General features: G+C 48.1%; 24 protein-coding genes. 9 read left to right on the forward strand and 15 right to left on the reverse strand.

The window, feature by feature from the left end:
* Positions 1–153 precede the first annotated feature (153 nt).
* The gene (folA, locus tag D8Y20_RS06605) at positions 154–675 is read right to left on the reverse strand and encodes a type 3 dihydrofolate reductase (protein WP_121542259.1); all 522 of its coding nucleotides are present in this window, start codon (positions 673–675) and stop codon (positions 154–156) included.
* A gap of 448 nt (positions 676–1123) precedes the next feature.
* On the reverse strand, positions 1124–3781 hold the full coding sequence (acnA, locus tag D8Y20_RS06610) for an aconitate hydratase AcnA (RefSeq protein WP_121542327.1): 2658 nt from the start codon (positions 3779–3781) through the stop codon (positions 1124–1126).
* Between the two features lie 609 nt (positions 3782–4390).
* Here acnA and D8Y20_RS06615 point away from each other — a divergent pair.
* Positions 4391–5743, forward strand: coding sequence for a glutamate--cysteine ligase (locus D8Y20_RS06615; protein WP_236075304.1), 1353 nt, complete (start codon positions 4391–4393; stop codon positions 5741–5743).
* A 160-nt stretch (positions 5744–5903) separates the two neighbouring features.
* Here D8Y20_RS06615 and D8Y20_RS06620 read toward each other — a convergent pair whose 3' ends face one another.
* Together D8Y20_RS06620 and D8Y20_RS13595 are read right to left on the reverse strand one after the other, a co-directional pair.
* Positions 5904–6851 (reverse strand): class I SAM-dependent methyltransferase, encoded by a 948-nt coding sequence (locus D8Y20_RS06620; RefSeq protein WP_121542260.1) that lies wholly within the window; start codon positions 6849–6851, stop codon positions 5904–5906.
* Between the two features lie 72 nt (positions 6852–6923).
* Positions 6924–7076, reverse strand: a complete 153-nt coding sequence (locus tag D8Y20_RS13595; RefSeq protein WP_153232656.1) for a hypothetical protein — start codon at positions 7074–7076, stop codon at positions 6924–6926.
* Positions 7077–7101: 25 nt separating this feature from the next.
* Here D8Y20_RS13595 and D8Y20_RS06625 point away from each other — a divergent pair, with 25 nt between their 5' ends.
* A complete protein-coding gene (locus tag D8Y20_RS06625; protein WP_121542261.1) occupies positions 7102–8295 on the forward strand; it encodes an NAD(P)/FAD-dependent oxidoreductase in 1194 nt (397 codons plus the stop codon).
* A 92-nt stretch (positions 8296–8387) separates the two neighbouring features.
* Here D8Y20_RS06625 and D8Y20_RS06630 read toward each other — a convergent pair whose 3' ends face one another.
* On the reverse strand, positions 8388–8684 hold the full coding sequence (locus tag D8Y20_RS06630) for a hypothetical protein (RefSeq protein ID WP_147434031.1): 297 nt from the start codon (positions 8682–8684) through the stop codon (positions 8388–8390).
* A 183-nt stretch (positions 8685–8867) separates the two neighbouring features.
* Between D8Y20_RS06630 and D8Y20_RS06635 the strand changes: the two genes are divergently transcribed.
* From D8Y20_RS06635 to D8Y20_RS06655, 5 genes are all read left to right on the forward strand, one after another.
* On the forward strand, positions 8868–10463 hold the full coding sequence (locus D8Y20_RS06635; RefSeq protein WP_121542263.1) for a phosphoenolpyruvate carboxykinase (ATP): 1596 nt from the start codon (positions 8868–8870) through the stop codon (positions 10461–10463).
* Positions 10464–10465: 2 nt separating this feature from the next.
* Positions 10466–11584 (forward strand): hypothetical protein, encoded by a 1119-nt coding sequence (locus D8Y20_RS06640; protein WP_236075305.1) that lies wholly within the window; start codon positions 10466–10468, stop codon positions 11582–11584.
* A gap of 67 nt (positions 11585–11651) precedes the next feature.
* Entirely contained in the window at positions 11652–13703 is a 2052-nt protein-coding gene (locus D8Y20_RS06645) for a thioredoxin domain-containing protein (protein WP_236075306.1), read from the forward strand.
* Between the two features lie 363 nt (positions 13704–14066).
* Positions 14067–14396 (forward strand): hypothetical protein, encoded by a 330-nt coding sequence (locus D8Y20_RS06650; RefSeq protein ID WP_121542266.1) that lies wholly within the window; start codon positions 14067–14069, stop codon positions 14394–14396.
* Positions 14397–14545: 149 nt separating this feature from the next.
* Positions 14546–14815: a hypothetical protein gene (locus D8Y20_RS06655; protein WP_121542267.1), complete on the forward strand. Its 270-nt coding sequence runs from the start codon at positions 14546–14548 to the stop codon at positions 14813–14815.
* Positions 14816–14865: 50 nt separating this feature from the next.
* Here the strand turns inward: D8Y20_RS06655 and D8Y20_RS06660 are convergent, their stop codons facing one another.
* Positions 14866–15102 carry a hypothetical protein gene (locus D8Y20_RS06660; protein ID WP_121542268.1) on the reverse strand — a complete coding sequence of 79 codons (237 nt, stop codon included), beginning with the start codon at positions 15100–15102 and terminating at the stop codon, positions 14866–14868.
* Positions 15103–15153: 51 nt separating this feature from the next.
* On the reverse strand, positions 15154–16074 hold the full coding sequence (lipA, locus tag D8Y20_RS06665) for a lipoyl synthase (protein ID WP_121542269.1): 921 nt from the start codon (positions 16072–16074) through the stop codon (positions 15154–15156).
* A gap of 161 nt (positions 16075–16235) precedes the next feature.
* On the opposite strand from lipA, the gene D8Y20_RS06670 reads away from it, so the two are divergent.
* Positions 16236–16703 carry an RNA-binding protein gene (locus tag D8Y20_RS06670; protein ID WP_121542329.1) on the forward strand — a complete coding sequence of 156 codons (468 nt, stop codon included), beginning with the start codon at positions 16236–16238 and terminating at the stop codon, positions 16701–16703.
* A gap of 74 nt (positions 16704–16777) precedes the next feature.
* Here D8Y20_RS06670 and aroG read toward each other — a convergent pair whose 3' ends face one another.
* Positions 16778–17839, reverse strand: a complete 1062-nt coding sequence (gene aroG / locus D8Y20_RS06675; protein ID WP_370050599.1) for a 3-deoxy-7-phosphoheptulonate synthase AroG — start codon at positions 17837–17839, stop codon at positions 16778–16780.
* A 155-nt stretch (positions 17840–17994) separates the two neighbouring features.
* On the opposite strand from aroG, the gene D8Y20_RS06680 reads away from it, so the two are divergent.
* Positions 17995–19005, forward strand: a complete 1011-nt coding sequence (locus D8Y20_RS06680; protein ID WP_121542270.1) for a hypothetical protein — start codon at positions 17995–17997, stop codon at positions 19003–19005.
* 117 nt (positions 19006–19122) lie between these two features.
* Here the strand turns inward: D8Y20_RS06680 and yegQ are convergent, their stop codons facing one another.
* From yegQ to D8Y20_RS06715, 7 genes are all read right to left on the reverse strand, one after another.
* Positions 19123–20478: a tRNA 5-hydroxyuridine modification protein YegQ gene (gene yegQ, locus D8Y20_RS06685; RefSeq protein WP_121542271.1), complete on the reverse strand. Its 1356-nt coding sequence runs from the start codon at positions 20476–20478 to the stop codon at positions 19123–19125.
* On the reverse strand, positions 20475–21776 hold the full coding sequence (locus D8Y20_RS06690; protein WP_121542272.1) for a TAXI family TRAP transporter solute-binding subunit: 1302 nt from the start codon (positions 21774–21776) through the stop codon (positions 20475–20477). The genes yegQ and D8Y20_RS06690 overlap by 4 nt, the downstream gene beginning before the upstream one ends.
* A 90-nt stretch (positions 21777–21866) precedes the next feature.
* The gene (locus D8Y20_RS06695) at positions 21867–22373 is read right to left on the reverse strand and encodes a histidine phosphatase family protein (protein WP_121542273.1); all 507 of its coding nucleotides are present in this window, start codon (positions 22371–22373) and stop codon (positions 21867–21869) included.
* A gap of 3 nt (positions 22374–22376) precedes the next feature.
* The gene (locus D8Y20_RS06700) at positions 22377–23033 is read right to left on the reverse strand and encodes a thiamine phosphate synthase (RefSeq protein ID WP_121542274.1); all 657 of its coding nucleotides are present in this window, start codon (positions 23031–23033) and stop codon (positions 22377–22379) included.
* A 61-nt stretch (positions 23034–23094) separates the two neighbouring features.
* Positions 23095–23460, reverse strand: coding sequence for a DUF2782 domain-containing protein (locus D8Y20_RS06705; protein WP_161957592.1), 366 nt, complete (start codon positions 23458–23460; stop codon positions 23095–23097).
* 162 nt (positions 23461–23622) lie between these two features.
* Positions 23623–24294 (reverse strand): cytochrome b/b6 domain-containing protein, encoded by a 672-nt coding sequence (locus tag D8Y20_RS06710; protein WP_121542331.1) that lies wholly within the window; start codon positions 24292–24294, stop codon positions 23623–23625.
* A 2-nt stretch (positions 24295–24296) separates the two neighbouring features.
* A complete protein-coding gene (locus D8Y20_RS06715) occupies positions 24297–25514 on the reverse strand; it encodes an argininosuccinate synthase (RefSeq protein WP_121542276.1) in 1218 nt (405 codons plus the stop codon).
* Positions 25515–25598 lie beyond the last annotated feature (84 nt).

The raw sequence follows: 25598 nt of genomic DNA on the forward strand, positions 1-25598 counted from the left end.
TGCTGGAAAGGAGCAACTTAATTCTATCTGCCACCGCACCAGCAGATCCATCTCTCATTGTGCATCAATCATGCTGCACGTCAAAGGGCCAGCGTTAGCTAAAGGTATATCCGACAGTGGTAGAACTATCCATTAAAAAGAATTGCATATGACTTACTCTGCGAAACTTTGCGTACTCTGCGGTGAATGCCTTTTGCGTTTCAGCGTGATGAACCTGTGAGGATAGATATTCTTTTCATCCACGACACCGGACTGGCTGGAAACCACCTGCCAATCATCGCGATTAAATATCGGGAACCAGGCATCCCCTTCAAAGGCCGCATCAATTTCAGTGATATAAAGGTAATCGGCCTGATCAATGAGCAAGGCATAGATCTCTGCGCCCCCCATGACCATAATCTCCTCAGCATCTGGCACAGTCGCCCGCGCTTCGGCAAGCGAGCTAACCACCGTACAGCCATCAATATGCAGATCGGCTTGTCTGCTCAAGATAATGTTTACGCGCCCCGGTAGTGGCCGCCCAATAGATTCATAGGTCTTGCGCCCCATCAAAATAGGCTTACCCATGGTATTCTGTTTAAACCAAACCATATCAGCCGGCAGCTTCCATGGCAGCGCGTTCTCCCGCCCGATCAAACGATTGCTATCCATGGCCCAAATCAAAGAAATTTTCATATAGACCACCCTCAATCAATAATATTTTACCGCAGTCCCCCAGGGGAGTATCTCTTGCTACGCAATTCACCTTCAGTACGCAAAGTTCACCCCAGGGTGCCTTCTCCCCTAGGGGATACTCTCTCGCTTTGCGATTCACCTGATCTTGCGCAAACGCAATTCACCTTGTCGCAAAGTAGAACCAAACAATATAAATGTAATTTTCGATCGCTGTCATTGTCGCGATGCTTTTTTAATGCATCACAACTTGTGATTTTGGCCTATTATAATTGCATTCCGAAACCTACAACACAATGATTTTAACTTACTTTGTGGTGAATCGTTTTGACCATAATGGAACTGTCAGTCTGGAGTTTGCCTTATCATCTTCACCAGCCACATCTATTTTATTGCCTTTGACTTACTTTGCGTAACTTTGCGTCCTTGGCGGTGAAAAGCTTTTGACCCGTTATTTACTTGCAGCTAATTGACGCAGGACATACTGCAGGATACCGCCGTGTTGGTAGTACTCAACCTCTTTCGGGGTATCGATACGCACATCAACCACAAACGATTTCACCGAGCCATCACTCGCTGTTGCAGTCACATGAAGCTCTTTGGCTGATCCATCTTTGATGCCTGAGAAATCATAAGACTCCTGACCAGTAAGACCAAGTGATTCAGCCGATTCGCCCGCCTTGAACTGCAATGGCAGAATTCCCATACCAACAAGATTAGAGCGATGGATGCGTTCGTAGGTTTCAGCAATCACCGCCTGCACACCCTGCAACCTTGGGCCTTTGGCAGCCCAGTCACGCGAGGAGCCTGAGCCATACTCTTTACCTGCCAGGATGATACTCGCCACACCCTCATCTCTGTATTTCATAGCCGCATCATAGATGCTCATTTGCAAACCGGATGGCTGATGCAGCGTTACACCACCCTCTGTACCCGGCGCCAAACGATTGCGCAGGCGAATATTGGCGAACGTACCGCGCATCATGATCTCATGGTTACCACGGCGAGAGCCGTAGGAATTGAAATCTTTGGCATCAACACCGCGTTCCTGCAGATAACGACCGGCCGGAGAGTCGGCTTTAATAGCACCAGCTGGTGAAATGTGGTCGGTCGTGACCGAATCACCCAGCAACGCCAGTACTCGTGCGTTCTTGATATCGATGATCGGATCAAGATCAAATGTCATACCTTCGAAATATGGCGGATGCTGGATATACGTTGAATCTGCATCCCATGCGAAGCGGTCACCTGTAGGTGCTTCCAGATTCTGCCAGCTGGCATCACCATCATACACATTACCGTAAGAAGCTTCGAACTGCTCAGCGGTTACACATGAAGCAACCACATCGGCCACCTCTTTCTGGGTTGGCCAGATGTCTTTCAAAAAGAGATCATTGCCATCACGATCCTGACCAATCGCATCGTGATAGAGATCGATATTCATCGTACCTGCAATGGCATAAGCCACCACCAGCGGTGGAGAGGCCAGATAGTTCATGCGTACTTCTGCATGCACACGGCCTTCAAAGTTGCGATTGCCGGAGAGTACGGCTGTAACAGCCAAGTCACCTTCAGCAATAGCAGCAGACACTGCGGCAGGCAGTGGGCCTGAGTTACCGATACAGGTGGTGCAACCATAACCGACGGTGTTAAAGCCGAGTGCGTTCAGATCATCAGAGAGACCTGCTTTATCGAGATATTCAGTTACCACTTTGGAACCGGGGCCGAGGGAAGTTTTCACCCATGGCGCTGCAGTGAGGCCAAGAGCCACTGCTTTCCTTGCCACCAGCCCTGCCCCCAGCATGACAGAAGGGTTGGAGGTATTGGTACATGAGGTGATAGCGGCAATAACCACTGCGCCGTTATCAATGGTGACCTCTTTGCCGTTGATCATCGTGGTTACAGCCTTGGTGGTAAGGCCAGCCTCAGCTTTAACCGCTTCAATCGTTTCAAGATATTTAGCTTTGGATTCGGTCAACGCAATACGATCCTGCGGACGTTTATGGCCAGCCAATGATGGCACAACAGATGCCATATCCAGTGACAGATTCTCACTGTAGATCGCTTCAGGCGAGCCCGCTTCACGGAACATGCCCTGTGCTTTGGCATAGGCTTTTACCAGTGCAATACTTTCTTCACTGCGGTTGGAAAGGCGGAGGTAGTTCAGTGTCTCTTCATCAATCGGGAAGATGCCGCAGGTAGCACCATATTCAGGTGCCATATTGGCTATAGTGGCACGATCCGCCAGCGGCAGAGAATCCAGCCCAGGACCATGAAACTCAACAAATTTACCCACCACGCCGTGGCTGCGCAGCATTTCAACAATGGTCAGTACCAGATCGGTGGCGGTTGCACCTTCAGGAATTTCACCGCTCAGTTTAAAGCCAACCACCTTAGGCACCAGCATAGAAACCGGCTGACCGAGCATGGCAGCTTCCGCTTCAATACCACCCACGCCCCAGCCCAATACACCCAGACCATTGATCATGGTGGTATGTGAATCAGTACCAACCAGGGTATCAGGATAGGCCACGCCATCACTGTTCACAAACACGGTGCGGGCAAGGAACTCAAGATTCACCTGATGCACGATGCCGCAACCCGGAGGTACTGCTTTAAATGTTTCGAATGCGTTCTGACCCCATTTGAGGAAATTGTAGCGCTCGCGGTTACGCTGAAACTCAATCTCGGTGTTTTTTGCAGCTGCGTCAGCAGAGCCGAAATTATCCACCTGTACAGAGTGATCGATCACCAGCTCGGCAGGAGCCAACGGCTCAATCTTTCTGGTGTCACCACCCAGGGCTGCCATCGCATCACGCATAGCAGCCAAATCCACCACCGCAGGTACACCGGTGAAATCCTGCATCAGCACACGCGCTGGCATGTAGGCAATCTCGTGGTTCGGTTCAGCCTTCTCATCCCAGTTAGCAAGAAAGCGAATGTCATCTGCAGTAACATTAATGCCATCTTCGCGGCGTAACATGTTCTCCAGCAGTACTTTCATAGAATAAGGCAGGCGGCTTACATCGCCTGCAGCATTCAGCTGATAATATGTGTAGGCCTTGTCGCCGACCTGAAGGCTTTGTTTGGCGTTAAACGTATTACTCATACTATCAGTCATGTTAGGACTCCTATTGCAAAAAAGAAGCCGCAAGCTAGCGATAACGCCACTATTTCAAAAGCTCCATCATTTAGAGCCTTCTGATCCAGTGTAATTCACAAGCGTTCACCGCAATCCCCCAGGGGAGTCTCTCTTTCACAAGTGAAATTCATCTTCAGGACGCGAAGTTACGCAAAGTAAGTCAAAAGCATTAAAGAAATAAATGCCAGTCCTCAATTCTATTAATATTATCGCCAAAGGCTTTCAATTCTGAGTTGGTCATAGGTGCTTTCTTTAAAAGAGAGTTCGCTACTATTGCTTGGCGTTCCTTTTACTAACGCAGGCCCTTTGACGCACAAGTACAACAGAGAGATGGGCCTGCTGGTGCGGTGGCTGAGAGAATTAGTAGCACTCTTTCCAGCAATCCCTCTCTTTGTTTGTTTTTGATTTTACTTTGCGACAAGGTGAATTACGCTTGCGTAAGAGAGCGTGCCCTGGGGCAAACTCTGCGTACTTTGCGGTGAAATATTTTAAGTATTTTAATGCGATAACGCTGCGTTCTCTGCGATAAATATTATTTCTTTTATTAAATAAGACTTTTATAGCTAGAGTCGGCCCATGTCCAAATTACTCTCACCCCACATGACGTTTGATGATCTACCCACTTGGTTCGCCGAAGGCTGCAAACCCAGGGATGCTTGGCGCATTGGCACAGAGCACGAGAAGATAGGTTTTTGCATGGATTCATTCAGGCCCATTCCGTATGCAGGAGAGCGTAGCATCAAAGGTCTGCTTGAGATGCTGGCAGGGCATGGTTGGGATCCTGTGCTTGAAACGGGTAATATTATAGCACTCAAACGCGGCATGGCCTCCATCACGCTCGAACCGGGCGGACAACTGGAACTGTCCGGAGCCCCCCTAGAAACCATCCACCAAACTTGTCAGGAAACCACCGAATACCATCAGTTGGTGCGCAGTATTTCTGATGAACTGCGCATTGGCTTTCTAACCCTTGGCTTTCAACCCAAATGGAAACGCGAAGATATCCACTGGATGCCAAAAGCCCGCTATGCCGTTATGCGTGATTATATGCCCCGCGTAGGTGATGGTGGACTGGACATGATGCTGCGCACCACAACCGTGCAGGCCAATCTTGATTTTGCATCGGAAACGGACATGGCTAAAAAAATGCGCATATCCCTCTGCTTGCAACCACTGATTACAGCCATGTATGCAGCCAGCCCCTTTGAAGAGGGTAAACCCAGTGGCTTTTTATCACGCAGGGCAACCTGTTGGCTTGATACTGATCCGCATCGCACCGGCATTCTCAAGTGTGCATTTGATAATAACTTTGGCTTTGAGGCCTATACACAATGGGCGCTGGATGCGCCGATGTATTTTATCATGCGTAATGGTGCCTATATCGATTGTACCGGCAGCAGCTTCCGCGACTTTATGCATGGAAAGCTGGCACAGCTACCCGGCGCATATCCCGACATGGATGATTGGGAGCTACATCTCTCCACCCTTTTTCCCGATGTACGCTTGAAACAATATCTGGAAATGCGCGGTGCCGACGCCGGTGCGTGGCCATGGATCTGCTCGTTACCGGCCTTGTGGAAAGGGCTATTATATGATGAGCAGGCTGAATCTGAAGCATGGGATCTGGTCGCCGACTGGTCTTTTGATGAGGTCAATGCACTGCGTCAACAGGTGCCTCGCACAGCGCTACAAACGCCATTCCGTCAGACATCGGTGATCAAACTCTGTGAGCAGGTGCTCGAAATTTCCAGAGCTGGATTGGAGCGCTTACAGCAATGCAATGAAGCAGGTGAAGATGAGAGTAAATTCTTACAACCTGTCATCCAGGCTGTTGCAGCGGGAGAGACACAAGCCGATCACTGGTTAAAACTGTATAACAGTGAATGGAATCAGGATATTGATCGCGTATTTTTAGAAGCCATGCACTAATTTTTTCACCGCAAAGTTTCGCAGAGTAACCCCTTATATTTTATTGTGCTGAGGGTTTCTGATCTTAGCCGCACTATAGCGATCAGGTGAATGCCTCTTCTTTCACAAGGATAGCCTTTGACTTCCTTTGCGGAACTTTCCGGTGAAATGTTTTTTAACTTTAGCTGTCTGCCTTTTTCAAACGACCCAGTAAATCCGCCACGAAGTCTTTTGCTTTCATATACTCCATCAAATATGAGGATACCTTACGCACCCGTTTGGAGAGATATGATGGCCGGGCATGATAGCTGAGTACATTATGCTGCTTAATGCGAGCGCGCACCCAATCGGCATGGTCAGCCGAAACAACAGCGGCTTTCGGCACATCACATTTCTTAAATAACATATGAAGATCGGGATCATCATCGTTTGAAAAACATTCAACCAACTTAAAACCACACTGCTCAACCGATGCCTGCAATGTTTTGGGAGAAAAGTTATAGATATGCGCGTAATGAAACATGCGATCATAAGTCGCAAAAGGGCCTGTTACATTCGGGCATTCAACATAAAGTAAGCCATCATCATGAATCAATTCACGCATGTGCGTTAATGCCTTACGTGGTGAAGAGAAATGTTCAATCACATGAATCAACAGCAGCAAATCCGTTTTCGGCGTTTGCTCCAGATCAAACAAATTCACATTGTCCACATTGGCAAACAGGCTCTGGCGGGTAAAGGCATTAAAGTCATGATTCGGTTCGATGCCCGTTGCCTTAAAGCCTTCCGTTTCAAACTTTTTCACCGTACAACCAATACCCGCGCCAACTTCAAAGACGGTATCCACACCGTTTAAAGCTGGTTTCAGCTGCGCATGAATGCGTTCTGCATTTTTCCATGCCCGCATAATACGCCGTTCCGAAGGCTGAGACTCGCCATGATAATCCTGACGATATCTGGAGGCATAATATTCATTTACCTCGGCTTCACTTGGCACCGGCACATGCATCACCAGACCGCAGCCTAAACATAAGCCTGTATCCAGAGCTTGCTGGTGCCGGTCTGATTGAGAAATGATTTCTAAATTATCGCAACCACAAAGATCGCATTGCACGGAAGGAGTAGTCATAGCGAAACACTAATCAATAGATCATGCTGCTGCCAGTCGAGACTTTTTTTATGCTCAGAGCCCATGACAAGGCTATACCTGATTATGGCATTCTTTCACCATAAACACCGCACTAAAAAACGTCCACAACAACAGTTCATTAAAAACATACAGCCTGGTCATTTCTGACATCAATAATCCTGCAAAATTCAGCACAAGCTGAATACTGCCAGCTATTGCACTCATGCTTTGGAGATGATGGAGTCGGGATATGGACAAACGATATGACATGATTGTGATCGGCGCAGGCATTAGTGGCTTGGCCATGGCTTTTGAAGCCAAACAGGCTGGCCTGAAGGTGCTGGTCTTGGAAAAAGAGGCACGCTGCGGTGGCTGCTTTGATTCAGCGGCGGTGGAAAATGCTCAGCAAGCGTTCTGGGTCGAAATGGGCACACATACCTGCTTTAACTCATACGCTCGTCTATTGAGTATATTAGACAGGTTGGGACTGATGGATCAACTGCAGGCCCGTGAAAAGCTGCGTTATCGCTTGCTGGTTGACGGTTCGCTCTATTCTATCCCGTCTCGCTTACACTTTGTTGAGCTGATGACCCATGCCTGGCGTATATTTTCACTCAAAAAGCAGAATCAATCGGTAGCCGATTATTATGGCGCGCTCGTTGGCCCTAAAAACTATACAGAACTGTTTCAACACGCTCTAAGCGCGGTGGTATGCCAGGATGTAAATAATGTACCAGCCGACATGCTGTTCCGAAAACGGCCACGTGATAAATCTATTATGCGCAGCTATACCTTTTCCGGCGGTCTCCAGGATATTATTCAGGCTCTGGAACAACAATTGGATATTCATACGAATCAGCATATTACATCCATTGCGAAGGATGAAAGTGGCTACGCCATCACAACAGCCGATGCCTGCTATCATAGTGATCGGCTGGTTTGTGCCACGCCTGGCCTGGCAGCATCACGCCTGCTCAAGCAAGCCCATCCCGAGATTGCAGCGCAACTTAACTGGATTCGTGAGGTAGAGATTGAGTCTGTCGCTGTGGTGATGCAAAAAGCCACCTTGTCACAAGAATCCATGGCAGGGCTTATCGCCGTGGATGGAGACTTTTATTCAGCCGTATCACGCGATTACATCGAGCACCCAACACTCCGAGGCTTTACGTTCCACTTTAAGCCAGGCCTGCTCAGCGAACAAGAAAAAGTGGAGCGCATATGCACTGCTTTACAGATCAGCAACTCCGACATTCAACATCTGTTTCATAAAACCAACCGATTACCCGCACCGGATATGGGACATTATCAACTCATCGAAGCACTGGATGCATCGTTGGCGGACACTCAACTGTCCCTGATCGGCAACTACTTTAAAGGCGTGGCAGTAGAAGACTGTTTGGAACGGGTTGAAACAGAATTCCACCGCATCATGCCATCCGCATGAGGGTATGCGTAGTTTTGATGGCAACCACGCTGTTACTGCTCTCTGGCTGCAGCAGTGAAAAAACAGATATTATGTTTGAATGCCCTTCTCCATCAGGGAACAAGACCGCCACCCTCTTCCGCATCTCTCACGGCGATAATCCGATCCATCAAGAAATGAAAATCAACATTCGCCAGGCCAATAAACAGTTCAATGATGACATGGCCAGCTTTTCCTTTAAATATGGTTATGATGCCCTTATACGATGGCAGTCCGATGATGCCATCATCATTGAATACCCCGTAGATTCCGAACTTACACATCAGGAAACTGTCATTTTCGGCACCACGTACAGCTTTAGCAGCAGTGATATCATCCATGTGACCTATCAAGAGAAACCATCTACTCACGGTTATTTCCTGATCGAACAACGTTGTTTTACAACCAATCCCCTCGCCAATTAAAGTATATATTTAAAAGAAACAGGACATCTCGCCACTGTCGCACCACCACCTGAAAAAAAGTTATGGAGAATTCAATCAGGCTAGTACAAGATAGCTGCTGCACATAGCGTGGCAAGGGAGAGCATATCAGTGCCTTATACAAGCAAGCAGATCAGTGAAGAACTAGCCCTGAATCATCTGGGCTTAAAAAACCTGGAAGATGTATTCTGGAATATGCCTACCCCTCTGTTTTATGAACATGCTCTGCGCAATAGAGAGGGACACTTAGCCCATCAAGGGGCTTTGGTGGTACGCAATGGACACTTCACCGGTCAGTCAGTAAAAGATAAATATATTGTAGGTGACTCGCTGAACAATTTCGATGACGCCCATGGTGATTTTGACCGCTCTCTATCCAAATCGCAATTTGAAGCCTTGCTCAATCGCGTGCGCGGCTATCTGGAAGGGCGTCAACTGTATGTCGAGGACTGTTTGGTGGCAGCCGAATCAGAGCATCAAAAATCGATACGCATCATTACGCAAGACGCATGGCATGGCCTGTTTGCCAGAACTATGTTCATTCGACCTTCCGACCTTAGTCAAAAAACCGATTTCAAGGAACCAGAATTCACCATTATTCACGTTCCGCATTTTCACGCAGTACCTGGCCGTGACGGCACCAATGCAGAGACGTTTGTCATTATCGACCCAAGCCAGCGCATTGCACTCATCGGTGGCACTGCCTATGCAGGTGAGATCAAAAACACTGTTTTCGCCATCATGAATCACCTGCTGGTGAAATCAGACGTACTGCAGCTGCATGCCGCCGTAAATGTGAGTGATAATGGCGATGCGACCCTATTTCTTGGCCCGGATGGCAGTGGCAAAACGGCACTGGCATCGGATCCATCCCGCAGCTTTCTTGGAGATGACATGCACGGCTGGAATAACGAGCATATTTTCAATTTTGAAGCAGGCTGTTACGCCAGCATCAAGCAGCTCGACAAAGACCGTGAACCTGTAATACATGCAGCCAGCCAGCAATTTGGTTCGATTCTGGAAAATGTTGGTATGGATACTCAAGAGCGTCGCATTGACTTTACTGATACCACACTGACTGAGAATACCCGGGCAGCTTACCCGATTAGCGCCTTATCCAACGCTGCCTCTCCTCCTTACACGATCAGTAGTCCAACAAACCTTATTTTACTGGCCTCTGATGCCTTTGGTATATTGCCGGCCATCTCGCGCTTAACGCCGGAACAGCTTATCTATTATTATCTATTGGGTTATGGATCTCACCCTGCCGATAACCATGAAACGAATGCTGAACCCATTGCCACATTCAGCCCCTGCTGCGGCATACCATTGATGGCGATGCATCCTTCCGTTTCTGCAAAAGTGCTCGGTGCCAAAGTACGTCGTGGAAATGTTCAGTGTTGGTTGATTAATACAGGCTGGAGCGGCGGCCCTGCCGGCGTTGGCGAACGCATGAACATTGAATTAACACGCACATTAATCACCGCCGCATTAAACGGCAATCTGGATGACCTCAGCTATCAGGCACACCCCGTTCTGGGCATGCAAATGCCAGATCAGCTTGATCCGATTGCGACCTGGCATGATCAGGAAAACCCGAAAACATATACAACAGCGGCCAAACAATTGGCTGCAAAATTCAAACAAGCTTTTGCCCGGTTCACAGATCATGTGCCTGCAGAAGTGACAGCAGCGGGGCCTCGTTAATCGTGAGTATTCAATATCTTAAACAGACAGATGCACCTGATTACAAAGCATTAATACGCCGTGGCTTTCAACTTGGCTGGGTCAAACAACCACTGCGCCCGCAGATGCCCGAACAAGCTGTGATTGTCGCTGCCTGGAAACAAGATAAAGCCGTGATGCTACCCTCACTCTTGCAACTGGATGACTGGCAAGCCGATATCGAACAATCACATCAGTTGATGCTGAACACACTCGAATCCGGCGAACTCTCTCCTAGTCTGGATCTACCTCCCTACCCTGATCGACTCGGTGATCAGCTGCCTCTGGTAGCATCCTCCATGGAAGAACACGATGAGCAGGCCATCGAAAAAGTCTATTTTGACGCCATTGCCAAGCCCAATGATGATCAGGCGCTGGCGGAAGATCTCTGGTGCAAAGCATCATGGTTATCCTTCCTTGAAGATGATGCATCGCTACGTTTTCGATTCTCTTTTGGCATGGAATCGCTGGAAGATGTCGCAGCTGATCCTTTGCGCCAGCTTTGGGCGGGCAAACTATGCGATGCAATATTCCCTGAATCAGCAGCCTTAACCGAGAATCTTCAACTCTTACCTGTTTTGCAGGAACTGCTTGGCGGTCAGCCTGCTTTTGTGGAACGCATCGTTTATTTCAATGCGCCCGGCGGCGGCGCCCAGATGCATCACGATGTTGAGCGTGGTCATGATGGTGTGGTGTTTGCCCAGCTATCCGGTAGCACATTCTGGCTGGCTCTGTCCAAGCCTCGCTTGATGGATGAACTGATTAGTTTTACGAATGATCCAACATTTACAGCCGATATTGCACTATTGATCCCATCTGAAAATGATCAAAACGATTTGCATCAGCTATTGAAAGATAAAGCAGCCTTGTCTGACTACATGGATGAAAATGATCATGAGCTTATCGAAGCGATCATGGATAGATGCCCTGCTTTTATTGAACACCTCATTGCGCAAGGTTTTGCCTATATTCTGCATGCTGGTGATGTACTGTTAATGCCGCAACGCGACTTTGATACCTGTGTCTGGCACTCGGTCTGTTGTTTAGGAGATGAACCCGGTGAGGCTGTATCGTTTGCGATTAGAAAAGAGGCACATGTATAACCTGATTATAGCTTCGCTGATTTCACTCATGCTGATTTCAGTCGCCAATAGCCAGGAGGTCAATCTGATGAAAGAGCAGCCCCCTTACACCAATGCCCTTATTCATGAATCCAGCCCCTACCTGCAACAACATGCCCACAATCCTGTGCTCTGGCTGCCGTGGGGAGAAGATGCCTTCACTCTGGCGCGTTTGCAGAATAAGCCGGTATTCCTCTCCATCGGTTATTCAACCTGCCACTGGTGCCATGTGATGGAGAATGAATCGTTTGAAGACCCCGCTGTGGCTGAACTGCTCAATCGATATTTCATTAGCATCAAAGTAGATCGGGAGGAACGCCCTGATATTGATGCAATTTATATGCGTGCGGCACAATTGATGAATGGTAGCGGCGGCTGGCCACTCAATCTGTTACTCACGCCGGACAAAAAACCATTTTATGCCTCCACCTACCTGCCCAAGCAGAGCCGCTTTGGGCGTCTGGGTCTGATGGAATTGGCAGAGCGAGCTGGCACCATGTGGCAGCAGGATCGTGAAAACGTTGAAGCATCAGCTGATTCCATTGCCGCCGCACTCAAGCACAGTATCAAAATCATCACTCCGGCTATTTCATCCAATGGCAGCACGGCTAAAATTGATACCGCACTGATTGATCAGGCTTATCTTGCCACTGCTAAACACTTTGATATCAGCCATGGCGGTTTCGGTGAAAAACCAAAATTTCCAAGCGCACAACGACTCCTGTTTCTGCTGCGTTACGCAAGCCTGAAAGAGAAACCTGAAGCGCTGGCCATGGTTGAGAAAACCCTGGATGCCATGCAGCGCGGTGGCATTCACGATCAGCTTAGTGGCGGTTTTCATCGTTACTCCACTGATGCAGCGTGGTTACTGCCTCATTTCGAAAAAATGCTCTACGATCAGGCCATGCTGATGATGGCCTATGCCGAGGGATGGCAGGCCACCGGCAATGCCAGCTTCGCCTATACAGCCCGACATATCGCCGATTATCTACTGCGAGATATGCGCCATACCAATGGTGCTTTTTATGCTGCCGAAGATGCAGACTCCGAAGGCGAGGAAGGAAAGTTTTATCTCTGGAATTCAGTAGAAATCAACACGCTTTTAGGCAAGCGTGCTGCTGCATTCATGCAGGCCTACGGCGTAGAAAAGAATGGCAATTTCAACGATGAAACGAAGCGCAAAAAAAACGGCGAAAATATCCTGCATCAATCAGGCACAATAGATCTGGAACGCTTTGCTGCGGACAGAAAACGACTCATGGATGCTCGCGACCAGCGCATTCGCCCCTTTCTTGATGATAAAATATTAACGGATTGGAACGGCTTAACCATCGCAGCCCTCTCTATTACCGGACGCATCCTCAATGAACCGCATTATATCGAGGCAGCCTCGAAATCAGCTGATTTCATTCTCAAACACCTGCATAAAGACGGTGTGTTAAAACACCGTTGGCGAAAGGGTCAAGCCGCCATCCACGGGCAACTGGAAGATTATAGCTCCATGGTTTGGGGTTTAACCGAGCTCTACGAAGCAAGCCTTGAACCGCGCTGGTTAGCATCTGCACTGTCGCTGAACAAAACCATGCTTCAACGCTTCAAGGGGAAGGATGGTGGTTTTTACCAGGTGGAAGAGAATGCTGAGCTGATTGCGCGCCCCATGGAGGTGTTCGATGCAGCTCTGCCATCCGGTAATGCTGTTGCCATGCATAACCTGTTGCGTTTATCCCGATTAACCGGTGATGCCAGCCTGGCAAAAGAAGCTGCTACCCTGGCCGATCACTTTGCCGGCACTGCACAGCGCGCTCCTAGCGGCGTACTTCACATGCTTTCTGCCGTTTTATTGGCACAATCCACTGGCAAGGAAATAGTACTAGCAGGTGACCGAAACTCCGATGAGGCAAAAAAGATGCTGGCGCTTATTCACAACCGATATCGCCCCAACACAGTGGTGTTATGGCATGATGAGGACATCGAAGCACTGGCTCCATTCACCCGTGGGCAATCTTCCATCGATGACACAGTCACCGCTTACGTCTGCGAACACTTTCAGTGCAATCGCCCCACAACAGATCTGAATGAACTGAAACAATATTTAAACTAATCAGCTACAGCGTGAATTTGATTTATTTGCTCACAGCTCATAAAACAACTATTTCATGGTAAGCATTTCCCCGCTTAAACATAGTGGCAATCGCATTACAATAATAAACGGATTTACCGCCAAGTACTGAATAAGCTGTAAAACATAGGGGGTGTTTTAGTGCGACTGCCCTGCACTTAAACATGCACCATTGGCAAATCGCCCTGATTAGGCATAGATTATTCAGAACTAAAATAACTGAGTCTTACCCTTGACTGCTATTTAATATTCAAGCTCAAATACCATATAGGTGAACAGAGAAAGGTAACACATGAAGATCTGCATGCATTATCAAATCAGGTATTCGAAACCCAGGAGAATTCAATGGCATATTCAAAAGACCTGCTTGTATTGAGAGATGGTCAAGCGCAGTCAGGTAAAGTAATAAAAAATGAATTTAAAATTAAAACTGCATTTGGTGATGTCACTGTAAAAAAAGAAAATATTGTGCACATTCACTTTGCGCGCCCGGATGGCACAGGCTACCCTCTCAGTGATGAAATCAAGACCAATACCGGTGATGATATAAGAGGAAAACTGGTGCAAACACAAGCGATTTCCTTTGTATCTGCAGAAAACAATCAATCAGAAAGAGTACATAGGGACAACATCAACACACTCCTTTTCCTAGGTTCGCAAGACGCTCCCGCCTGAAAACACAACAAAGATTTCCAGCGAACAAATAGACAGCTCCCTTCTCAGCGTTCACCATACCGCCTTATCAGAGTTGAACGTATGTAATCAAAACTGAGGAATGCTGATTACGCCTATTAGGATAGTGATAACTTTAAAGGATACCAACATTGAAAGAATCTAACTTAACTACCAAATATGTTTTAGAAATATATGAACCCAACGATGATAGTCGTATAGCCGCTGTTTTTACTAGTGATACTCCCTTTATGACCATTGCAAAGGGCGAGTATATCAACTCCTCTGCATTCACCATGTCAAATCCTCATAAAGTATTAGAGGTTGTTAGTGTTGAACATATTCTTTGGGTCATTGAAGGTCATCACCGAAGCCAAAAGGTTTGTGTTCGCACCACTACAGTGGAAAATCCATTTAAATAAATATATCCTATAGCAACATTTTGGCATTCACCCTAAGTCAAACGGCCCTACTAACCCTGTTTTTTCACGGCTTGTAGGGCGCGTTTATAGGCCAGGGATATCATCTTTTTACTGTACTGGGTCTTGGGGACTTTGATGCCGTACTGTTCAATAATCATATCAATTCCCAATGGATCAGGATCGCCATCGATCAATTCACTGAGCGCGGATTTGGCAAAGCGTTTGCGCCTTGTCAACTCAAAGATACGAACCGCTCTAGCTAAACAGACATGATGTTGAACGTTCATTCAGCTTGCCTCACTGCGTAAGACAAATGACAAACAGGGAAACAGAACAGTTTATTTGTTCCTGCGCAGTTTCAACGCCTTGAATACTTCATCCGCATGAAATGATGAACGCACCAGAGGACCAGAGGCAACCATGCCAAAGCCTTTTTTCTCGGCGATGTATTTAAAATCGTCAAACTCTTCCGGCGTCCAATATTTCATGACCGGATGATGCTTTTCACTCGGTCGTAGATATTGCCCGATGGTAAGAATATCGATATTCGCTTCACGCATATCATCGAGCACCTGCAACACTTCATCCCGTTCTTCACCAAGTCCCAACATAATGCCTGACTTGGTTACCACATCAGGATCAACTTCTTTGGCGCGCTGTAATAACCGTAAGCTGGTAAAATAACGCGCACCCGGACGCACGGAACGGTAAAGGCGCGGTACTGTTTCCAGGTTATGGTTAAAGATATCCGGTTTTGCATCCATAATGGTATTCAGGCAGGAGTCCGCCTTGCGTTGGAAATCAGGTGTGAGGATTTCAACCGTCACATCCGGTTGACGCGCTTTAAGCTCTCTGATCACCGTTGCATAGTGACCAGCCCCACCATCTTTAAGATCATCACGATCCACCGATGTAATCACCACATGTTTCAGGCCAATCTGGGCGACAGCCTTGGCTAGATTCACCGGTTCATCAAGATCTACCGCATCAGGACGACCGGTTTCCACATCACAAAATGCACATGTGCGCGTACAAACACGTCCTAAAATCATGAACGTGGCCGAACCCTGCTTCCAACAGCCCCCGATATTGGGGCACGAGGCCTCTTCACAAACGGTATTCAGCTTCAAATCACGCATCATCTGTACAATATCTTTATACTCTTTCGACATCGGCGCGCGCACTTTTAACCATGAGGGCTTACCCACCATAGGTTCGCCTTGTATTTCTGTTTGGATAGGGATCACTTTACGACTCATGGGCGTATTGTATGGGGCAACTTTTTTTTTGCATCCACAATAACGCAATGCCTATTACTATTTTCCACACGTCACATGGATAAGCCGTGCTTTTCATCACCATTGTTGGCATTCTTCGATTTCAATTCGCTGCGCATTTCTGCAGCTTTCAGGGAGAAAATATGAGTAGTACGTGTTTCGTTAAATTATTGGCAGTCAGTCTGGTTGTATCGCTGGTCGGTTATCTGTTGGGTAACATGTTTGGATTTACAGGTGTACCTGCGGGTTCTGTATTGGCAACCGGACTATTCATCGGCACTGTTTTCGGTGGCCTGTTGGTTGCTCTGGCACCAAAAGCGGGGGAAAAGAACAGCAATTCAAATGACGCCGCCAATGCCGAGAGCAGAAACATCTATGTTGGCAACTTACCATTTAATGCAGGAGAAGATGATATCAAAAATATCTTCTCGCCCTATGGTGACGTGCTCGACATTCGTCTGGTAAAAGACCGTCGCAGTAAACGTTTTAAAGGTTATGGTTTTGTTGAAATGTCAGCCAATGGTGCAAAAGCAGCGATTGAACACCTCGATGGTACTGATTACGCTGGTCGCACACTGCGCATCAATGAGGCTAAAAAGAAAGAAGACTGATAACAGATGCGCTTAATATTCAACATCTCATGAGCACAAACAGAAAGGAAGGGCCTAAGGCCCTTCCTTTTTATTTACCCTTGGCGGCGTTTACGAACCGCTGCTGCCAATGTGCGCAACAGCGCTTCAGTATCATCCCAACCCAGACATGCATCAGTCACACTGATACCAAAAGCTGGTTTTTCGCCCACAACCACATCCTGACGCCCTTCATTCAGATGAGACTCAATCATCACACCGGTAATCGAAGCGTTTCCTGCAGCAATTTGTCCAGCCAGATCTTCGCCCACCTCTATCTGACGCTTGAACTGTTTACGGCTGTTAGCGTGACTGCAATCCACCATCAAATGCGTAGCTAAGCCTGCCGATTCCAGTTCTGCACTGGCTTTAGCAATACTGGCTGCATCATAATTCGGCTCTTTACCACCGCGCAGAATGATATGACAATCATCATTTCCGGCTGTAGAGAAAATGGCCGATTTACCCTGTTTCGTCAGCGAAATAAACACATGCGGATGCCGTGCTGCCTGAATGGCATCAACAGCAATCTTAAATCCACCATCTGTACCATTTTTGAATCCCACAGGACAAGATAGCCCACTGGAAAGCTCACGATGCCCTTGCGATTCAGTAGTACGCGCACCAATAGCACCCCAACTGACCAGATCAGCCACATATTGCGGCGTAATCAGATCAAGGAACTCTGTACCGGCAGGCACGCCGATCTCATTCAAATCAAGCAATAACTTGCGCGCCAGGCGAATGCCTTTATTGATTTCAAACGAATCATCCAGATTAGGATCATTGATCAACCCTTTCCAACCGACAGTGGTTCGTGGTTTCTCAAAATAGACACGCATCACAATCAACAGGTCATTACCCAGCTCTTCGCGCATGCGTTTGATATGCTGAGCATACTCCAGGGCGGCATCCGGGTTATGAATAGAACATGGTCCAACAATGGCCAACACACGATCATCTTCACCCTGTAAAATATCATGAATGGCCATGCGCGTATCATGCGTAGTGCGCGCAGCGATTTCGCTCATCGGATACTCACTATGTACCTGTTCAGGTGCTGCAATTTCACTCATACCATTAATGCGTATATCGTCAGTATTATACTTCATCGCCATTATTCCTGATCCCTTTCTACCCTTTAATCGCCACCAGCTCACACCGATGGCGGCGCAGTATCGCAGAAAATCCACCAAACTGTTAGTACTGTGACGACTCAGCTTATTTTTTAGCACACTTGCACAGGCACCCTAAGAAAAGTTACATTACAGTCATGTCCCGCCTGCTGTTTATATTCATCACCACTGCGCTGCTGATCAGCTGCTCATTTGATCCTATCCGGATTGATCTGGCTGGTGGCTGGTCGGTAAAATCATTGGTCGCATTTCGACACACCAACCCCCAATCGATTACGGCATCCAAGGATGGGAAATGGCTCTATATCAGTCTAGAAAACAGTGCAGGACTCTCAACACCGAGCCTTGCGACCATCAACATGGCAACAGGTCATCACCAGATCCTTCTCAACGGCCTGCATCTGGCGCACGGGCTGCAAATAGCACCAGACACCAGCCTGTGGATCGGCGAACAGTTTGAACAAGGCATGATCTGGCGCATCTCCGAACCTGGAAAGCTACCGGAGGATCAACGGATAGAGCGCACCACACTTGCTGTCACTCACCCATCCATTGCACCCTTACCAGCAGCAGGTCGCTTTACCCACAGCGGCTTTGCCTTCTCCCAAGATGGCCGTTTTGCCTACATGGCTGGTGCCGACAGCCAGGGCAGACTCTATCGATATACGCTGCGCAGCCGAAAACTGCAGGTGCTACATGCTCAAGAGGGCTGGCTCTCCATTACCAACCCGGAAAGTGCCGACGCTGAAGCGACTCACCTCAAAGCCCGTGCTTTTACACCGCTGCGGGGGGTCACCGTGCTTCCGAATGGCCATATACTCATCGCTGAACCCGCTAAAGGAAGGCTGCTGGAGCTGGATGACAGTAGTGAGCACCCTGAACTGTCCACCTATCTTGATGATGCTGAACTCCAGCAACCAGTGGATCTGGCTTGGGATACTGCTCGACAGTGGTTATGGATCAGTGATGGCTACAAACCATCGCGTCTTTGGGCCTATGATGGCAATCGACTCAACCGCATAGCCAGCCACAAAGAAGCACGTATCACAGGTCTCGCTGTACATGGAGAAACAGTGTATCTGAACCTCCGAGACAATGGGCAGTCCCCGGAAATAACACTGAAATTAACCGAAACTGATACGCCCTAGAAACGCTGCATGCCTGACCTGTGCGCAGCTGACCTAATGCTGAACATACCTCTCTAGCAAAACAGATAAGAGCCGTTATTTTCCCGGGCTATTAGATAGCGCTTTCAGACATATCGCTTAAGCAGAAGCATTCACCGCCAACAGAGCATGCATATCCGGCCTTACCGGCACCGGAATTTTCACCTGGTGCCCACTACCTGGCGCGACATCCATCGGCCGGCCATAACGCGCATCATTGATGGATTCGACAATAAATGTGGCATTGCCCGTCGGATTTACCAATTCAACGGTATCACCCACTGAAAATTTATTCTTCACGATCAATTCAGCCAATTTTGTCTCTTCATCATAAGCAACCACTTCTCCAACAAAACGTTGCACATCAAAGCTGGAGTTGCCGGTGTCATAATTCTGGGTAGATGATGAACGCTTGCGGGTATAAAAACCGTCCGTATAGCCACGATTTGCCAAGCCATCGAGTTGAAACATCAGAGCCGGATCAAACGGTTTTCCGGCCATGGCATCATCAATAGCCCGGCGGTAAGTCTGGGCTGTACGCGCTACATAATAATGCGATTTGGTACGCCCTTCGATCTTCAATGAATCCACACCAATATTCACCAGGCGCTCCACATGCTGCACGGCACGCAGATCTTTCGAGTTCATAATATAGGTACCATGTTCATCTTCAAAAATGGGCATCTGCTCATCGGGACGGTTCGGCTCAGTCAGCGTATAAACCTGATCAGCTAAAGGGTGACGTTGAACATTGCCTGTTTCGGAAAACGGCTGAGCATCCATACCATCAAGCACCTGAATTGGAATAATATCTCCCGAAATATCCTCTGTGGCTTTTTCCATCCCGTAGTCCCAACGGCAGGCATTGGTACAGCTGCCCTGATTGGCATCCCTGTGATTGAAGTAACCGGAGAGCAAACAACGCCCTGAATAGGCCATGCATAGTGCGCCATGTACAAACACTTCCAACTCAATATCCGGACACTGCTGACGAATTTCTTCTACTTCATCCAGGCTCAATTCACGCGACAGAATAATGCGACTCACACCGACCGACTGCCAGAATTTTACAGCCGCATAATTCATAGTATTGGCTTGCACCGACAAATGCACCGGCATCTCCGGCCAACGCTCCCTAACCATCATAATCAGACCGGGGTCCGCCATAATCAATGCATCCGGCTTCATATCAATCACCGGCTGCATATGCTCAAGATAACGTTTTATTTTATTGTTATGCGGTAACAGGTTGCTAGCCACAAAAAACTTCTTACCCAAAGCATGTGCTTCATTTATGCCTGTTTGTAAGTTATCCAGTTGGAAATCATTGTTGCGCACCCGCAAGGAGTAACGCGGTTGGCCGGCATATACTGCATCTGCACCATAGGCAAATGCATAACGCATATTTTTAATGGTACCGGCAGGAGCCAGTAGCTCTATTTTTCTGTTATTCATGATTGATTCCTTCTCTGCCTATGTTTATCCGGAACGCCGACTTTCGCCTGTTCAAGCTGGTCACGCACCAAAGCCAGATGCAGACGCAAATCATACAGTTCTTCTGCATAAGAAAGCGGCACTTTCACCTTACGAATTTCCATCTCTATACGATCCAGATCCAGCTGCAGCGACTCCGAATACCCAGCCATCATCTCCGCATCTATTTTGCCAATCTCCTCATACCAGCGATAAATACCCGAACGAATACGCCAGCGATAGAGTGGAGGCATCACTTTAAATAGTGGAATAAGCAGCACAAGGAAGGGCAACAACATCACTTTCAGTCGATTTACCAATGTGGCGGCCCAAAATGGTAAATATCGCTGCAAAAGCGGCGGCCCCGATTTGTAATAGTTCTTCGCCACTGTACTCAAACCAAGTCCTGCATACTGCGCTGTAGGAAAGGCTCCTGCTGTTGAAAACAGGCTACTACCAGCATGAATATCCGTAGCAGCCTGCATCATCAATGCCTGTAACGCAGGATGCATAGATTCATTCACAATCAGGGTCGCGGCACTGGCCAATAAGGGTGTATCGGTAGCAGGTACGTTAGCCGCCAGATTCAATGCACCTTGTGGCAGCAGTACCGATGAAATCGAATCCATACGACGGGTATATGCCATAGCCCGCTTAATCGGCATCAAATGAACATTTGTGTTTTGCTGCAGGTTTTGCACCGCTGCGCTGGTGGCCGCAGATACAATCATAACCGCATCAATCTCTGCCGCGATCAGTGCTTTGGAAGCATCTAATGAAGACAATGGCAATAACGCACTATTCTTTTCATCAATTCCATTCTCAGATAAAAGCTGCAAAGCCAATACTCGTGTACCACTACCCGGCAAGCCAATAGCGATACGTTTTCCTTTTAATTCACTTAAAAACTGAGCCTTCACACCCTGACGTAAAAACACCCAGAGTGGTTCATAATACATGCTTCCGAGTGATTGCAACACGCCTGTCTTCGCTGTTTTGGTTGAGACCAGACCACTTTGCACAAAGGCGACATCAGCAGCTCCGGATTTCAATCGTTCTATATTTTCCATGGAGCCTGCCGAGTCAAAAATTTCAACACGAATACCATGCTGCCGCAGATAATCACGGTAAGACTCAGCATGTGCATAATACGCACCACCCTTCTGACCAGCTGAAAATGTCAGCGTCATCGGTGGAGCGGGATCAACAAACTGAAAAGCAATCACAAACCCGAACAGGGCCAGCAATGTCGCCGGCACAAATAATTTAATTTTATCCATAGTGCCGAAGTGTAGAGACAACACTGCGATTCTACCATGCGTTACAACAGTGGTGAGATTATCCCGAACATGTTACCTGCTCTCGCCTCACTAATGAACGCACTTCGCCTTGGGAAAATCGAAATCAACGAAATCAGCCCAACTGCCGGCATCGAGCCAATGATCGACAGGAAATTCAATCGTCACCATGCTGCAGGTCGGCATGCTGCCAAAGAACTCACCCGTCAATTTTTCAGCCAGCTCCGTGATTCCGGGGTTATGCGCCACCAGCGCGACTGTTCTCGCATCATCCGGCAAATGGCGAATAATATCCTGAATGGTGTCAGGGCTGGATAGGTATAACTCCTTACGCCATTCAATAGATTGTTCGGGAAAACGCAAAGATTGTGCCAGCAAACGCGATGTTTGCTCTGCCCGAATTGCCGAGCTACTGATCAAAACATCCAACGACAGCTCCGCATTCGCTAAACGGGCAGACAGACGTTCTCCCATCAAAGGAGCATCGGATAAACCACGCCCATTCAGGCTACGTTCAAAATCTGTCACGCCTTCATTCCAACTCGATTTAGCATGACGAATCAATATAAGTCTTTTCATAAATCAGCTCTCCCTGATGCGCGCAGATGCCGTATTAAACAGTTGCACCGCAGCATGTTCAGCATCATCAGCGGCCAGAATGGCACCAATCACAGCTAAAGCCCGGCCGTGTAACAAACTACAATTTTCCAGTGTAATCCCGCCCAGCGCAATTACGGGTAACTTAGCATCAGAAACCAGTTCTTCAAACAGCCCCACACCCATATGCGGTGCCCCGGGGTGTGAGTCGGTGGGAAAGACAGGAGAAAGCATAGCAAAGTCAGCGCCCATTTCATGGGCCAGAGCCAGTTCACAAGCGTCATGACATGAAACAGACACACTCATTTCAGGCGCTCTCAACCATTGTCGAATTGCCGCCACACTGGTGATTTCAGCGCTGGCCAAATGCACCCCGTCAGCTCCGACAGCCGCCGCAATATCGGCCTGAGAATGGATAATTAAACGGGCTTGGTGAGCAAGCGTCATCTGCCTGAGCCGTGATGCCAGCGCCAACAGCTTTGCAGATGTAAGACTCTTTTCCCGCACCAGCACAGCATCCACGCCACCACATAAGGCTTGTTCCACGTGATGAAACAGCGACTCTCCGGAAAATCGGGAGGAGTCCGTGATAAGGGTAAGTGCGGGTGTCGCCGCTGGCGAACGCGAAATGCTATCCGGCATAATTCACTGCGGCTGCAACGCTAAAGTGATGGCTTTGTATAAAGTCATCGTACCTAATCCATTAAAACTCTTTTAAAATCCAGCTTGGCGGAACAATGCGTGTTGCTCCACCGGGCAAACGACGCTCGAATTCGCCACCTGCATTACGATAAAGGTAATAGGCCGGCATCCCCCCGGGAGGTTGCACTTTGATCTCAAACACCTTTCCTTTTGGACCATACTCGGTAATGACCGTACCATCTTTGCGTTTATATGAGCGCACATCCACCGCAGTACTGCTATCCGGTGCATTCAACTCATCATGTAAATTGGCTGCAGGATCCATACGCTCTTCTACTCTGTCCGAAGAGACCTCCACGTCATCCGTCACCTCAGGTGGGGCCATCGCATCATTGGCCGCCATCAATTGAGGCGGTGCCAATAACAAGGTACAGAGCAGTAAAATTAACTTTGGGAGGGAACAGGGGAAAGTATGCATGCAAGCAGTATAGCGCTGAAAATCCAAATTGGTAATGGGAAATTTTCCACCGCCATGGGTGTTTTCAGGGCTATCGCACAACTCACATCACCAGAGCGTTGCGAGACAGAATCAAGCGGTTGGCTTGATCCTGTCGACAATATTGTGCCCCTGCCGCTGATGCAGAATGACAGCCAGAATATGTGCTGCAAGCAATGCCTCTAAAGCACCAACAAGCAATTCATGTGTTTCAGCTACCAACTCAATAAGGTCTGTCTGTGGAGCAGTCGTGCTCCAGCCGAAAAACAACACTGTTCCGGTAACAGCCATACCAATGCCGCCCAGCACAATAAAACCATGCACACTGCGCGCTACGGTCTCACCATCCTCAGGCGCAGCCAGTTTTCCCTGTTTCCAACCGGCCATCTGTGTCTTTATTTCATCGGCTAATTGCTTGCGTCCAGCGGCAAATAACCATGGCAATAACAAGCGCCAATTGGCTCCGGGTAGAGATGTCATGGCCAACATGATGCGAATCAGTAACAAGCCGGCAATCGTCAAGCCTAGAATCTCATGTACTTCGAAACCAAGTGTCTCTTCTACAGGCATGCCCGGAACAGTATGCTGATGAGCCTCATGTGCCATCGCAGGTGCAATCCACTGTACAGCTACAGCAGGATGATCTTCGACTTCAGGTACATCCATCAGCTCACCAATGGCCAGCTGGGTAAGCATACAGAGTGCTAAGATGCTATGTAAGATGCGAATAGGTTTTGCATATCCTTGATCTGTTTGGTCTGTCATATTCATTTACCTGCCAGTTTTGCCATACGCAGACGCAATGCATTAAGCTTAATAAAGCCACCCGCATCCTTTTGATCATATGCGCCTTCATCATCTTCAAAGGTGCAGAGGCGCTCATCAAACATGGATTGATCAGAACGACGCCCCACAACCTCGACATTGCCTTTATAAAGCTTAAGGCGCACGTCACCATTGACGGTAAGCTGCGATGCATCAATCGCTGCCTGCATCATGACACGCTCAGGTGCGAACCAGAAACCGTTATAGATCATCTTGGCGTAACGTGGCATCAACTCATCTTTCAAATGTGCAGCTTCACGATCGAGTGTGATCGATTCAATAGCACGATGTGCCTTGAGCATGATGGTGCCACCCGGTGTTTCATAACAACCACGTGATTTCATACCGACAAAACGGTTTTCAACGATATCAATGCGGCCAATACCATGTTTTCCACCCAGACGGTTCAGCTCGGCAAGCACTGTTGCAGGTGTCATCGCAACACCGTTGATCGCAACAATATCACCAGACTGATAGCTGAGTTCGATATATTCAGGCGTGTTTGGTGCAGCTTCAGGCGACACACTCCAACGCCACATCTCTTCAGTGGGCTCACACCACGGATCTTCGAGGTCATAACCTTCGTAGGAGATATGCAGCAGGTTGGCATCCATGGAATATGGCGATTTGGAGCCTTCGCGTTTGCGTTCAACCGGAATGCCGTGTTTGCTAGCAAAGTTCAACATATCTTCACGCGAGACCAAATCCCACTCACGCCATGGCGCAATCACTTTCACATCAGGCTTCAAGGCGTAAAAACCAAACTCAAAGCGTACCTGATCATTACCCTTACCTGTTGCTCCATGCGAAACAGCGTTCGCACCTTCCGCTTCAGCAATTTCAATCATGCGCTTAGCGATCAATGGACGGGCGATGGAAGTGCCCAACAGATACTCACCCTCATAAATAGCATTGGCACGAAACATCGGAAAGACATAATCACGCACAAACTCTTCACGCAGATCTTCGATATAGATCGATTTTACGCCACCGGAAATGGCCTTAGCGCGAGCCTCTTCTACTTCATCGCCCTGACCAAGGTCAGCGGTAAAGGTCACCACCTCACAATCATAGGTGTCCTGCAACCATTTCAAAATAATTGAGGTATCGAGCCCCCCGGAATAGGCCAGAACAGCTTTTTTTACATCGGAATGCGCCATGTTAAATCCTTATAGTCCATCATATTTATCATCCCTCTGAATAGTTCATTAGGGATGTTGCAAACGCTACACGTGCCACCTGCA

Source organism: Mariprofundus sp. EBB-1 (assembly GCF_003665155.1).
Classification (GTDB): domain Bacteria; phylum Pseudomonadota; class Zetaproteobacteria; order Mariprofundales; family Mariprofundaceae; genus Mariprofundus.